This window comes from Liquorilactobacillus satsumensis DSM 16230 = JCM 12392, assembly GCF_001435195.1.
In the GTDB taxonomy this organism is placed as follows: domain Bacteria; phylum Bacillota; class Bacilli; order Lactobacillales; family Lactobacillaceae; genus Liquorilactobacillus; species Liquorilactobacillus satsumensis.
In genome coordinates this window covers 120,312-134,618 of record NZ_AZFQ01000036.1, presented here as the reverse complement: position 1 = coordinate 134,618, position 14,307 = coordinate 120,312, and the positions used below count along the sequence as shown (strand labels likewise).

10 protein-coding genes and 1 pseudogene are annotated in these 14,307 nt (G+C 39.7%); 3 read left to right on the top strand and 8 right to left on the bottom strand.

All coding sequences use genetic code 11. From position 1 onward, the window contains the following. The 8 genes and pseudogenes from FD50_RS12925 to FD50_RS05470 form a co-directional block, all read right to left on the bottom strand. Window positions 1-2,498 (bottom strand): annotated as a pseudogene (locus FD50_RS12925) (glycoside hydrolase family 70 protein); the annotation flags it as partial. A 944-nt stretch (window positions 2,499-3,442) separates the two neighbouring features. After that, window positions 3,443-4,378 (bottom strand): NAD(P)-dependent oxidoreductase, encoded by a 936-nt coding sequence (locus tag FD50_RS05500; RefSeq protein ID WP_056960726.1) that lies wholly within the window; start codon window positions 4,376-4,378, stop codon window positions 3,443-3,445. Between the two features lie 54 nt (window positions 4,379-4,432). Further along, the gene (locus FD50_RS05495; RefSeq protein ID WP_156653496.1) at window positions 4,433-5,458 is read right to left on the bottom strand and encodes a zinc-binding alcohol dehydrogenase family protein; all 1,026 of its coding nucleotides are present in this window, start codon (window positions 5,456-5,458) and stop codon (window positions 4,433-4,435) included. Window positions 5,459-5,538: 80 nt separating this feature from the next. Beyond that, complete coding sequence (locus FD50_RS05490; RefSeq protein ID WP_056960725.1) at window positions 5,539-6,648, bottom strand: acyltransferase family protein; 1,110 nt, start codon at window positions 6,646-6,648, stop codon at window positions 5,539-5,541. A gap of 30 nt (window positions 6,649-6,678) precedes the next feature. Then, a complete protein-coding gene (gene codA / locus FD50_RS05485) occupies window positions 6,679-7,929 on the bottom strand; it encodes a cytosine deaminase (RefSeq protein WP_056960724.1) in 1,251 nt (416 codons plus the stop codon). Beyond that, entirely contained in the window at window positions 7,919-9,295 is a 1,377-nt protein-coding gene (locus FD50_RS05480) for a cytosine permease (protein WP_056960723.1), read from the bottom strand. Before FD50_RS05480 ends, codA begins: the two co-directional genes overlap by 11 nt. Before the next feature lie 422 nt (window positions 9,296-9,717). After that, window positions 9,718-11,133: an amino acid permease gene (locus FD50_RS05475; protein WP_056960722.1), complete on the bottom strand. Its 1,416-nt coding sequence runs from the start codon at window positions 11,131-11,133 to the stop codon at window positions 9,718-9,720. A gap of 511 nt (window positions 11,134-11,644) precedes the next feature. Next, the gene (locus FD50_RS05470) at window positions 11,645-12,181 is read right to left on the bottom strand and encodes a phosphatidylglycerophosphatase A family protein (protein WP_054758009.1); all 537 of its coding nucleotides are present in this window, start codon (window positions 12,179-12,181) and stop codon (window positions 11,645-11,647) included. Window positions 12,182-12,600: 419 nt separating this feature from the next. On the opposite strand from FD50_RS05470, the gene FD50_RS05465 reads away from it, so the two are divergent. From FD50_RS05465 to FD50_RS05455, 3 genes are all read left to right on the top strand, one after another. Then, window positions 12,601-13,632 carry an NAD(P)H-dependent amine dehydrogenase family protein gene (locus FD50_RS05465; RefSeq protein WP_056960721.1) on the top strand — a complete coding sequence of 344 codons (1,032 nt, stop codon included), beginning with the start codon at window positions 12,601-12,603 and terminating at the stop codon, window positions 13,630-13,632. Between the two features lie 161 nt (window positions 13,633-13,793). Further along, window positions 13,794-13,991, top strand: a complete 198-nt coding sequence (locus tag FD50_RS05460) for a DUF1659 domain-containing protein (RefSeq protein ID WP_054758008.1) — start codon at window positions 13,794-13,796, stop codon at window positions 13,989-13,991. Window positions 13,992-14,014: 23 nt separating this feature from the next. After that, complete coding sequence (locus FD50_RS05455) at window positions 14,015-14,242, top strand: DUF2922 domain-containing protein (RefSeq protein ID WP_054758007.1); 228 nt, start codon at window positions 14,015-14,017, stop codon at window positions 14,240-14,242. The last annotated feature ends 65 nt before the right edge of the window (window positions 14,243-14,307 follow it).

Sequence of the window (14,307 nt, the reverse complement as noted above, 5' to 3'; positions counted from 1 at the left end):
TCCGCTGTTTGTGTCGGCATTGCTTGAAAATTCGAAAATCCTTCAAAAATCACTTGCGAATCTAAAGCTGCATTAGAATGATAAGTTTTCCCGTCTGTTGAAGTAGCAGTGCTGCTGGCAGTGCGCGCATCTTGGGTACTGCTTGCTCCCACTGGAACCCAGGCGGCTAAGTAACCCGAAACCTGCGGATCACTGACTCCAAAAATCGAATCGCGCTTGAAGATTAACTGCCCTAAGTCGTTGGTGTACACTACCGGGGCCCCATCATCAGCAGAATAAACCTTTAGGCCTTCTTTAGTAGTCAGCAAAAGTGCGCGATAGGCTTGGTTTCGATGGGCTGCTCCCATGTTAACAACAACTTGATCACTCTGACTTAACTTCAAGTCTGGATTATTGCTTAAGACGACTGCCATTCCTTGAGTCCGTGTATTAGCATCACCGGTGGAGCTGGCAGATAGCGCATCTTTGCCGTAACGTACCGAAGTTAATACTCCACGATAACTGCTACTAGCCATGCTGTTGTCCCCTTGTACATATTGAATTCCCATATTCTGACCACCAGAAACATACTTGACTCTGGCTTTTAACAAGGCTGTTAATGCATCGTAATATGGAGAATGAGTTGCCATATATTGACCATCATCAGTAAACAAATCACCATAATAGACCCGGGGAACTGTATCTTTATTCGTTAATAAAAGTGCATAAGACGAGGGAATGTTGTATGCGGTATACTTTTTATCAGCCTGCAACTCATCTTGATTGTAGATCTTAAAGGCTTGTGCAATTTCAGCTGAAGTGACCGTTAAGCCATCTGAATCAGGATTAATTTTGTCTTTAATAATCTGTGCAATAACAGTCTGAACTTCACTATCATGTGCGCGAATAAAGGAATAGTTAGGTTGTGCAACATTTTCAGTTGAATTATCGCCAGTTCTATTAACCAAACTGTATGTTAATTCTGGTTCTAAACCACTTCTCTCATTGGTTGGCATATTTAGTGAGTATTTGACTGCCAAATGACTATGAAAATCCATTGTTAATTGGTTATTTCCATGTTCTTTAACATAATCAGCATCACTGCTCTCCCAATCCTCTAAAATTGACAAATGGTTATTCGCATTTGAATCACTTTGATTGGTTCCATATGCATCCTTAAAATAGTCACTCGCAATTTGCAGTAAATCGGCATCAACATTATCGACTGCATCGACGCGATAACCATCAAAGTTAGCACTTGAGTCATTGCCAGCAATAGTTCCGATATTCATCATATAATACAGCCAGTTCAGCTGTTCTGCCTGGACCACAGGATTTGAGTTATCAACATCGTTCGCTAAAAGCATTTCATAACCGCCTTGATTCTCGGTACTCGGAATCTGTCCTTCCTGATTCTTAGGCGTGCGGTTAAGCAATCTTGAATCCGAATTTGCAGCAGGAGTTAGGCTGCTGTTAACATACAACAAAGCCCCGCCTTGCAGATGATCGGTCCCTTTTGATTCACTTTTAATATTCCAATTAGGCTGTGCATCTACAAACTGTGTGATTTCAGTTTTTAGCCAATCAGTATTCCCCGCTAAGCTAATCTTTTTTTCGATATTTGCCTGAGCTGACAGAGCCTCATTAGTCAAAAAGGCCTGTGTGCTGGTGTTGGAAAGGCTGACACTATCTTCCAATAACCCCGCCTTTTGCATATATTCCAAATATGCCAATTGTGTATTCTTATCAGGCCACCACGTCATCAACAGTGGTCTAAAGTCGGTTGTTGTTGAAGCCGTCCAAGTCGTACCATTTTTAAGAATATCTTTTGGCCGATACCAACTTTCAGCTGTTAGATATCCATCAACTTGTGTGAAACTATCTGTAGTTGTCGAATATGCAGCATTGTGCTGATTTCCAATATTAACCAAGCCATTAGTATATTGCTTATCATTTGAAGCCAGCGCACCAGTATCCTTATCAAAATAAAGTACTTGTCCATTAATAACAGCAGTAAAATTCTTTTTTACTTGCCCATCATCCCCCACAAAATAGGTTTTCCCATCAATACTTTTAATGTGAGTATCACTAGCAGAAAGGCTTTTAGTTTGCGTTGCAGTTGTTTGTGTCTGATCATTCGTAGTTTGCTTAGTTGTGTCCTGTGTTTGACCAGTTGTATTCTGTGTCGCAGCTGTCTTTGTTTGATCATTCGTGTTTTGCTTAGTTGTGTCCTGTGTTTGACCAGTTGTATTCTGCGTTGCAGTTGTTTGTGCCTGATCATTCGTGTTTTGCTTAGTTGTGTCCTGTGTTTGACCAGTTGTATTCTGCGTTGCAGTTGTTTGTGTCTGATCATTTGTAGTTTGCTTAGTTGTGTCCTGTGTTTGACCAGTTGTATTCTGCGTTGCAGCTGTTTGTGTCTGATCATTCGTAGTTTGCTTAGTTGTAGCCTGTGTTTGGCCAGTTGTATTCTGCGCCGCAGCTGCCTGTGCCTGATCATTCGTAGTTTGCTTAGTTGTAGCCTGTGTCTGATCATTTGTAGTTTGCTTAGTTGTGTCCTGTGTCTGGCCAGTTGTATTCTGCGTTGCAGCTGCCTGTGCCTGATCATTCGTAGTTTGCTTAGTTGTGTCCTGTGTTTGACCAGTTGTATTCTGCGTTGCAGTTGTTTGTGCCTGATCATTTGTAGTTTGCTTAGTTGTAGCCTGCGTTGTTACTTGAGCTTGCTTAGTTCCTAAGACTGAATCAGCTTTGATATGTGCACCAAATGTACAATTGAGTCCCAATCCCAATGCAAGTGCAACTTCAACCGTGACTAAATATCTTTCAGACTTACCTAATCTAGATTTTCGTGTATCTATTCTATTCATATTTTTAATTTGCCCCCAAGTTATATGGCTAAACACGTGTAAAATGCTCCATAAAAAGTGCTAAACGTTTGACATGTTGTTCGATAGTTAATACAACGTTTAATAAGTTATCACGAAGGTAATAAATTGTCAATTTTTAAAATAAAACATTGTAATATAAAATCGGCCTTTTTACATCACCAAAAAAGCGCTTTATAAATTCAAAACGCTTTTTTTTAAAAAATAAATTAATTATTTTTTTGTGATTATCTAAATTATATTTTGAAATAATTTTTCAAAAGTTTTCTAAAAAAATAAAAAAAAGCCCCATTTTGACCACTTATTCCGCTAATAACGAAATAATTGATCAAAATGGAGCATAAGATAGTTCTTCGGTAATTAGAATTTGAAATAAAATACTAAAATACCACTTTGAATATAATCACAAAAATTAGATATTTACTCTGAAAACAAAAATCACAGCGTATTCGTTACTCACTCAAATTTTGTAAAAGGCCAGCAAACAAACCGCTTTTTTAAATATAATTTATTTTACATTTAGTGAAACCGACTTAAAAGCTCAGTTTTCATTCTGCAAAACGTTTACCATACTATTCGTTTCAATATTCTTTTTGATAATCTACAACATTGCGCAAATGTGTCCCTGCGAAATACCTGCGTAAATTATCAACAAACAGCGGATACAACGCCACTCTAAAATGCTGCATTAATCCAGAAATATGAGGAGTCGCAATAACTTGCGGCGAACGCCACAATGCTGATGAAGCTGGTAAAGGTTCTTGTTCAAAAACATCCAGATATGCGCTGCGTAGATAACCTGTCGCCAGCATTTTCTGCAGATCACTAGTCACAACCGTAGTGCCGCGACCAACATTGATGAAAGTATAACCAGACGTAAACTTCTGCAGGTGTTTTTCATCAAAGAAATGTGTAGTTGCTCCCGTCCCCGGTAAAATATTAATGACATAATCAGTAACCAAAAGCTCATCTTCCGCTGCAAACTGTTGCATAGTAATCACATCATCAAAAAGGGCACTTAAATGGTCGTCAGACCCATGCCGATTAATTCCCGTAACATGCATTCCAAAGAAACGGCAATAACGTGCAATTTCTTGCCCAATATGTCCAGTCCCAAAAATGATTACTCTTTGACTCGCAGTCTCCAAAACAGCTGGTTCAATCCACTGGCCTGGTTCTTTGATTACCGGTCGTAATCCTCGGTTTTCAATCAGCAGATAGGCGCTTACTGTTTCTGCAATATAGCGCGAATGCAACCCAGAAGCATTCGTAAGTGTAATTCCCAAACCTTCCAGCTGCCGTAATGGAAAATAATCCACCCCTGCAGACTTTGCCTGAATCCATTGTAATTGCTCATTCTTCAAAATAGTCGCTGCCAAATCTGCCTTCCAACCAAGAATAATTTCTGCATCACGACAATCTGCTGGATCTGTAGTAAAAGTTGCAGTTGGAAACTCACTTTTAAGTTGCTGCAACTGTTCTGTCTTAGGTTCAACCAATAACAAAACTTTTGTCATTTTTAACCCTCCCGTCTTACTTTAAATTGCATAACACAACTAACAAAGCTGAATTCATTTGCAAATAACAATTTTACCAATTGTACGGTTAGTTTCAACTAAAGCATGCGCCTGTCGCAAATTAGCAGCAGATAAGGTTTTAAATACTTTCGTCACCGTACTTTCGAGAACTCCTTCATCAAGTAGATCAGCAACTTTTTCTAAGATCTTATGTTGGCTGCTCATTTCTGGTAAATGATAAAAAGATTTGGTAAACATCCACTCCCACAAAAATGTCACACTCTTTGCTTTCAAAAGTCCTAAATCAAGCGGCTTCTTATTCCCAGTAATCGAAACAATTTTACCCAAGGGTTTAATCATTTTGGCCATTTCTTCCCAATGACCGTCAATATCATTAAGTTCTAGAATGTAATCAACGGAATCATGTCCAGCAGCGTTAAGTTCAGTAACCAAATTTTTACGATGATTAAGAGTCTCATCTGCCCCGTGTGACAGTGTCCATTTAATCGTCTCCGGGCGTGAAGCAGTCGCGATTACATGCAATCCAACCCAATGAGCCAACTGAGTTGCAATTGAACCAACTCCTCCAGCACCATTAATAATTAAAATTGTTTTTCCCTGGTTGCTGTGCTTGTCTTGCTTGATTGCGAGTCGCTCAAAAAGTGCTTCCCAAGCCGTTAATGCCGTCACTGGCAGAGCCGCAATTTGTGCCACCGAAAGCGTATGCGGTGCGTGTCCCACAAGACGCTCATCAACCACTTGATAGTCTGCATTGCAGCCAGGACGATCTAAAGCGCCCGCGTAAAAGACGCGCTCTCCCTTTGCAAACATTGCAACGTCTTTGCCACAGTCTTCGACTATTCCAACAGCATCCCATCCAAGAATCCGCGGTTTTTCTAAAGTTTCTTTCCCAGTAGCACGCATGCGAACCTCCAATGGATTGATGGCAACCGCCTCAATCTTTATTAATAAATCCCTTCCAGTCGCTTGAGGTTTAATAGTTTCAAATTCAAAGAGACTCCGTTCGGCAGTCACTGGCAAATGCTGCTGAAAACCAATTGCTTTCATCATTTCTGGCATCCTCAACACTCCTTTATTAATTATTATCATTGTCGCACCCTCTTGAACTGAAGTGCAACTTTTCTCACTCGAAACCAGTGCTAATTTTGATCACGGTGCATTCTATTCACTGACAGTTTAAAAGGAAAACGTTGATTTAAGTAAAAAGAACGTAATAAAGGAATCCGCGGGACAAGCAAAAGTGCAAGTACAGTAAAGAAGACCCGATAACCAATTGCTGCAAGCGTTGCCCCAAATTCTCCCCAAAGTGGCAGCAAAGCTTGGTGCAATGCAGGTGCAATCCTCACCAGCATTGCCTCGCATAAATGAGCACATAAAACAATTAAAGAAAGTCGTCCGTAGGTTTCAAGCATCCCTAACTTTCCGCCTTGAACAGTTGAAAGACTCTCAAGCCATTTTGAAAAACGCATGATTGCAAAACTACCACCAATTCCTCCTAATACAGCAGCTAAAGGTCGATCAGCGTATGCCGTATTAAGGTAGAAAAAACCAGAGTGCACTGAAAACGCCCATAAAAATGTTCCTCCGACCGCCCACAAGCTGCTTTTATCCATCAATGTAAACTGCTTAATTGTGAAACCAGCCGCATAAAAGACTTGACTGACAAGTGCAGCAGGAAGTGACCACGGTAACGGTAAATGTAAAATACCACCAAGATAGAAACCGAGCACACATTCGCTAATCGCTAGTAACCAAATAAAAGTCAGTTTATTTTTGAACCTTCCGCATACTTTAAATGCTAAATTGAATAAGAGATCGCCCAAATACATTGCCACCAAAAACCAGATTGCTCCGATTGCTGGAATTGTAACTCCTGCTGCCCCCATCTCAGGTGGCAAAGCTAATGGGGTTCCTAATCCATACATTGCCGCAAAAACCATTTGATGTGTTTCCATTGTTGCTGCAAAAATCCAATTACGTGGATCATGAATTGCAAACCACGAAATTCCAACCATAATTAAGCAAGTACCTATATACGGTAATAACAGATTATGATTTATTTTGTTAAAAAGGACTTTCCACTTTCGTTCCTTGAATAAATAACCCGATAGCACAAAGAAAATTGGTACATGGACAGCAAAAATCATTCGTGCCACCGGAGAAAATGTAAAACCAAACAAAGTATGGCCTGCAACAATCATCAACATCGCTAACCCCCGCGCGATATCGATCCATTCAATTCTTTTCACTCCCAAAATCTCCCCTAAAATATTTAGTTTTTAGTCTTGGTTTTCTAATCCAAAAAGCTCAGTTTGCGCTGGTCGTGTCCGTGCTAAGATCTTCCCTTGGCGAATACTCAACAAAACTTCTGCATGCTGATTGAGCACATGATAAAAATCATCGCCATTCAACAGGATACAATTGGCCGGTAATCCAACCTTTATACCGTAACGTGCGTTCACGTGAAGGGTACGCGCAGCATTGTAAGTAATATAATTAAAAGATTGCTGCAGTTGTTCATATCCCATCAATTGTCCTGCATAAACACCCATTTGCAGTGGGTCCAGCATATTACCGTTGCCTAGTGGATTCCACGGATCCTGCACATCATCTTCCCCAAAAGAGACGTTGATTCCAGCAGCTGTTAATTCTTTAATCCGGGTTAATCCCCGGCGCTTAGGATATGTGTCAAACCGTCCCCCAAGGTGAATATTGACTAGAGGATTTGCCACAAAATTCATTTGTGCTAGTTTGAGTAAGCGAAATAACTTATAAGTATATGCATCATTGTAAGAACCCATTGCAGTGGTATGACTGGCGGTCACATGATCCTTAAGTCCACTTTCATATGCAAGCGTTGCCAGAACTTCTAAGTTCCTCGTCCCTGGGTCATCAATTTCATCACAGTGAACATCAACTAAGACATCATACTTTTCAGCCAAACTAATTAGATATTTCAATGAATCGGCGCCATAAAACCGATTAAATTCATAATGCGGAATTCCACCAACCACATCGGCCCCTTCTTTAAGTGCCTGTGCTAATAATTCTTTGCCTTGGGGAAAAGAGAGAATCCCCTCTTGCGGAAAAGCTACCAGCTGTAATTCAACCACATCTTTTAATTCTGCACGCAACTCCAGCAAGGCCTGTAAAGCAATTAAATGCGGATCAGTAGTATCAACATGGCTTCGAACATACTGAACACCATATTTAAGCTGCTGCAAAATTGTTTTTTTAGCTCGTTGCTTAACATCTTGAAGCGTTAATTCTTTTTTGCGTTCTGACCAAATCCGAATCCCATCAAATAGGGTTCCTGTTTGATTCCATTCGGGCTGTCCTGCTGTCAGGGTAGCATCCAAATGGATATGCGAATCAATAAAGGGTGGCAGCAACAGTTTGCCTTGGCCTTCGATGACTTCTTCATTTTCCTGAGCCACTAAAGAAGCCGCAATCTCAACAAACTTGCCTTTTTGAATCCGCACGCTCTGTAATTCCTGACGATTATCAATATGTACATTTCTAATCAGCATTTTTTTGCTTTCTCCTTCGCTCCCAAAGTTTCATCAAACCATAATAAATCACACCGCTAAACACCATATCGATAAATGTCGCTCCAATTGTAGTACTTAAAAAAGTTAATTGACGTAATAAAAAGAAAAGAGCAGCTCCGCAGGCCCACGCTAAGATTGCAAACCAATTAACCCCGAAGTGATACCAGTACTTGCCGCCACGAATTGTTAGTTCTGCAACTTGATATTGTCTTTGACTACGACAATAAAAATCAACAATAATCACACTAATGATCGGTCCCAGCACCATTCCAATATAATCCAAAAAGACAATAAAAGCTGTCAAGAAGCTCCCCAAAATCATTGGCACAAACGTTACAAGCGTTGCCAGTGCTGCGACAATCCATAATGATGCTTTCAGACTTAAGCGTGGAAAAATATTTGAAAGTGCCGAACCGGCAGCCATCAGATTCACCGCATTAGCCGTCATGCTAGTTAGAATAATAACCACAAGCGCTAGCAATCCCAAACCTAATTTACTGGCAATTGTACTTGGATCTGAGTTATTTGGATCGTATGCTCCCGTGGCAATTGCAATACTGATTGTAGCGATCAACCCAATAAATGCAAACCAAAGTACCCCCAGCAAAGCACCCAGAAAAGGCATTGCGGTTGCAGAAGATTTTTTAGCAGTAAAGCGTGTAAAATCAGCTCCAGCTGTTACCCATGCCAGATTAAATGCTGCGACTGTATCCACGGCAACTCCACTGTTCATTTTAAGTCCTGCTGGTACTTGCCATGCAGAAATCTGCTGTAATGAGACTGTTTGAAAAACCACAATTGATTCCCAGATAACAAAAATAAAAACTAGGACAATTCCAACCCGTTCAATCAGCTGAACCGAGCGCGAGCCACTTGCAATACTGATAATATGTAAAATACTCATGACAACAATTCCAATAAACATTCCCCGCGCACCGCCAGCATGCCCATAAAGCGGCCAGCCCCATAGATCATGCAACAGATAACTGACTGAAGTTGCAGCAATAAAGGTATTAACCGCAGTCCAACCAATAAACTGTGTGAAATTAACAAGCGAAGGCAGATAGCTGCCGCGAATTCCAAATGATGCACGACTAATCCCCATTGTCGAAACACCCGTTTTATAGCCAATAAACCCTACCAATGATAAAAATATATATGAAAGAACTGATGAAAAAAGCAATACTTTGATTGCCAGCGCAAAACCACAAGCGGCTAGAACTCCACCAATATACCAAGTCCCATTGTTGGCATTTGCCCCAACCCAAGTCGCAAACATATCCCATGCAGATGTCCTGCGTTGCTCAAGTGGAATGCTCAAATTTGTTTCTTTGTCACGTTTCACTAAACTTTCCCCCTTAAATGTTCTAATCCACATTATATTATACTTTAGGAACAGCGAATATAATTGATTTTAATTTTTTGCTTTCCATTGAAATAGTGGTTTAGAAACAGTAAAAATAAATTGTCACGCTAAAGACGCTAAAAATCTCTGCATACTAAGAGAGTGTGACATAAGTCGGGAAAATTTGAGTGCTAACTCGAAATTACGAACATAGCGAGTACTTTGCGATGAGTAATTCGAAGTTAGACGGAGGATTTTGACTTATGGAACACGTTTATTCGGAATAAAAGAGGGGCTGTGACAAAAGTTAACTTTTGTCACAGCCCCATAATATTCAAAATTCTTAGTTATTATCATTTTTACTAGAAAAACCAATGGCCTGTTCAATCGAGATACTGCTCACACTATTGCATGCTAATATCTTATTCTTCGTTCATCAATGAATGCTTTTTACCATAGACAAAGTAGATCACCATTCCAATTAAGAACCAAACTGCAAAGCGAACCCATGTCTCCCAATTAAGACCTGCAATCAAAACTAAACAGAAAACAATCGCAATCACAGGTGTTACTGGAACCCCTGGTGCACGGAAACCACGGTGCAATTCTGGATGTGACTTGCGCATCCAAAGAATTCCTGCAGAAACAAGAATAAATGCAGTTAGAGTTCCAATATTTACCAACTCAGCCAAGATATTCAAGTTAATGAATCCACCAGCAAGTGCCGTTACAATTCCAAAAAACCAAGTTCCTTTAAAAGGTGTCCGATAGCGTTCATGTACCTCACCAAAGAATTTAGGAAAAAGCCCATCACGCGACATGGAATAAGTGATCCGTGATTGTCCATATAGTTGAACCAAAATTACGGTTGTCATCCCTAAAATTGCACCAATACTTACGATAATCGACAACCATGTCTGACCTGTTTCGTGCAAAACTGCTAGAATTGGAGCGTTTAAATATTTCGCAAAAACCGTATATTTAACTACACCAGTCATAATCAATGTCATGATGATATAAAGGATTGTTGAAATCAAAAGCGAAAGTAGAATTCCACGCGGTAAAGTCTTGCTTGGATTAACAGTTTCCTCAGCACTAGAAGCAACTGAATCAAAGCCAATAAAAGAAAAGAAAACAATCGATGCAGCCGGAATTATTCCTGCGGCAGTCCCATGATTGAACGAATACCAACCAAAAGGTGAAAATGGCGTCCAATTATGCGGCTTAACAAACCAGAAAGTACAAACAATGAATAGAATAATTACAGCGAGTTTAACAACTACCATCGTATCATTAACGCGCTTTGTTTGATTAATTCCAACAGAAATGATCCATGTAATTACTAAGACAATTAAAAAAGCTGGGAGATTAAAGAGTGTATGCACCCCAACAGTTGTCCCTGCGGCAGCTGTCAGTACAGTCGGAATGTGGATCCCCATATTCGTCAATAAGTTGACAAAATATCCCGACCACCCAACTGAAACGGTCGCTGCACCTAGTGCATACTCCAAAATAAGATCCCAACCAATGATAAAGGCAATCACTTCGCCAAATGCCAAGTAGGAATAGGTATATGCCGAACCGGCAACCGGAGCAATTGAGGCAAATTCTGCATAACAAAGACCGGCGAAGCCGCAACAAATCGCTGCAATTAAGAAAGATAATGACAACGCAGGCCCAGCAGTTAGCGCCCCTTTCCCAGTTAACACGAAAATTCCAGTACCAATAATTGCACCAATGCCTAGGAAAGTTAGATCTACCGTATGTAATGTTCTCCTTAATGGAGTTGCATGTGCGGTCAATTCCTCGACACTCTTTTTTCTAAAAATACTACTCATAGTAACATCACCCTCCATCAGTGTGCTCATAATTCTATAATCGTTTTTTAATTTAGTCAAATATCAGCTTCATTTTCTGTAACATTTTATAACATGAACAGTCAGTAAAGTCTCCCAAAACTTCAGTTTATAAACCAGAAATACCTTTTACACGACTTTTATTTTTTAAAACCGCTGTTAAATTTTCGAAAGCAAACATTTTGGTAAATTTCAAATAACTATAAATAAACTGTTTTTTTCTAAGATGAATTAATTTCACCTATATGATGCTTGTTACTCATGTTAAAAGAAGTGCCGACCAGCTCCGCAAGCCATTGAGCACTAACATCAAATTGAAAAATAGGCGGACTGTGACTAGGTTTGGTTAGCTTATGAATCTTGTTTATCCGCAATCAAAAAAGGCTTGAGCAAACTTTAACGCTTACCCAACCCTTGATCTTATCTTAATATTGTCAGTACTAATATAACTCCAATACCAGTTCTTTTGTTCTTATTTATAAATTACTCAAAATCATTCGATTTCAGGCTCACTTGCAATTTTTAAAGGACGTCCATGTCCAAATCTACCGACTACACCAGAAACCAGTGCCAAAAAGAGATCATCTGCAAAAGTATTAACCCGATTCTGCTTTGTGTCAGTATCCAAGTTTTTGGCCCAGCCAACCTTAATCTTATCGCCGTAACCAAAGTTGGTGTTTCCAAGTGACCCATATAATTGAGAAACTGCAATTGCGAGGGTTTCGTCAACACCGAACTGTCCGAGATCATTTTCAACAATCTGCTGGTAAGGTTCAGGTAATTTTTTTTCGGATGCTAAATTATCAAGAATAAATCCAGTTGCCAGCAAGTTCAAGACCTCACGTTTTTTTAGAACATTGGGTAATTCCTTGCCAAAATCCTCTGGCTTCAGCTTGGGAAAATATTGGTGTTGCAACTCATACACGGCCTCACCAATCGTTTTTCGATTAATATTTCTCTTCTTCATTTCTTTTAACACAAAATTATATAATTCTTGATCCGGGTACTCCATATTCCTTGTTGCAACCAATTCTCTCACCTCATCTAACAATCTTACTTCACTATTTTTGATTCAAGGTAGTGGCTGCTCACAGCAACGCTTCCTTTAAAGCACTCCTACCAGTTGAACTACAAAAATCACCACTTGCATATAAAAACTGTACTCAGTTTGCTGCCCCAGCTAAGCTTGCAGACTGCAAATTAGTTCAGCATAATTACCAAGCGGTAATTTAAGCTTAACACGACCGCAGCTTAAAATAAAAGAAAATTCCTGAGATTTAAACGTGATCTCCCTTGCAAAAATCATTCTGCAACAAACCAATTATACCGCTCAAACTTGTGTGCTGACTGTTGCTTTCAGCATATTACTTGACGTTTCTTTTAATTATGCTGTATAGCTAAACTTAGATGTGAAATAAGGCACAATCACTTTGAAAGGTGGACAAAGCTATGCCAAAAGAAAAAATTCGCGTTATTCAATATGGCTGTGGGAAAATGGCGATCACTATCATCCGTTATCTATTGGCGAATAATGTTGAAATTGTGGGTGCAATTGATAATAATCCTCACCTCATCGGCAAAGATCTTAGTGAAATTGCTGGTTTGGAGCAAGCAACAGGAATTAAAATTTCAGCAGATGCTGACGAAGTTTTAGAGTCCTGTGCAGCAGACGTTGCAATTGTTACAATTTCTAGCTATCTAAACGAAATGTACCCTTTCTTTGAAAAATGTCTCGTACACGGTGTAAATGTTATTTCTACCTGTGAAGAAGCTATCTATCCTTGGAATACCGCTCCGCGTGAAACGAATCGCTTGGATCGTCTAGCTAAGGAAAATGGAGTGACAATTACCGGCAGCGGAATGCAGGATATCTTTTGGAACAACTTATTGTATACGGTTGCAGGCGGAAGCCACCAAATTACCCAAATCGAAGGAAGTGTCAGCTACAATGTTGAAGATTACGGCATTGCACTTGCACAAGCCCATGGAGTAGGATATTCACTTGAAAAATTTGAACAAAAAATTGCTCACAGCCAGAGTCTTCCTTCCTATGTATGGAACTCCGGAGAAGCAATTTGTGCAAAATTTCATTGGACTATTAAAAAAATCAGTCAAAAGAGCGTACCAGTAACCTTGACTAAGGATATTTATTCCAAAACGCTTGAAAAAGAGATTACAGCTGGTAATGCTATCGGAATGTCCGCTGTTGTCACAATCGAAACTTATCAAGGAATTAAGTTAATCCTCCAATGTATCGGAAAAGTTTATCGCCCTGAAGATGGAGATCTTTGTGCTTGGAAAATTACTGGGGAACCCAATGTTTCTTTTCATGTCGATAAACCAGATACAGTCGCGCATACTTGTGCAACTATCGTTAACCGTCTTCCAAATATTATTGAAGCCCCTGCTGGATTTTACACAGCCGAAAAAATCACAGACTTGCAATATCCAACTTATCCGTTGGAAATGTATTTGCATTAAGACTGGTATGCAAAATACCTTACTAGTTTGATATTTTCAAGCAACTTCTCCTTATTTTTAACATCAAGCAGCACTTGTGGTTGACATCTTTGATTTTTCCCGCGTTAATATCCTTGTAAGCAGCTGCAGCACTTACAAAAAAACACGGAGGAGCGTATAACATGGCTAAAACATGGGTTAAATCTAGTATTGGAGCAATCACGATTGAAGCAGACGGCAGTGAACGCAAAAGAACGTTTAACAACATTAGAGCAGATGCTGCGGATGAAAAGATTGCAACCTTCGGAAATATTCTAAGCACCTTGACAGGGCAGCCTACTAGTCAAGTTCAGTTGACTAGTGTCAACAGCGTCGGTTAAAGCAAAACTAAGGGGGAGCTAAAATGAAACAGCTTGATTTGGTCTTTAATGTCGCCGGTACCAAAACAAAAAGCCATTTTCGTTTGAACTATGCCAACACTGCTTTAGATAAAGAAACAGTTCAAAAAGCAATGGACGACCTCTCTGCCCTTTCCATCTTCGTCAATAAAGATGGAGCATCACTTTATGGAACACCAGTTTCAGCAAAATACGTTGAATCAGTAGAAACTCCAATTATTGAAGCCGCATAACTGCAATAACTAGTTAGCTTAAGTTACAATTCAAGTTAAATAAAGGGGCTGTGACAAAAGTTAAT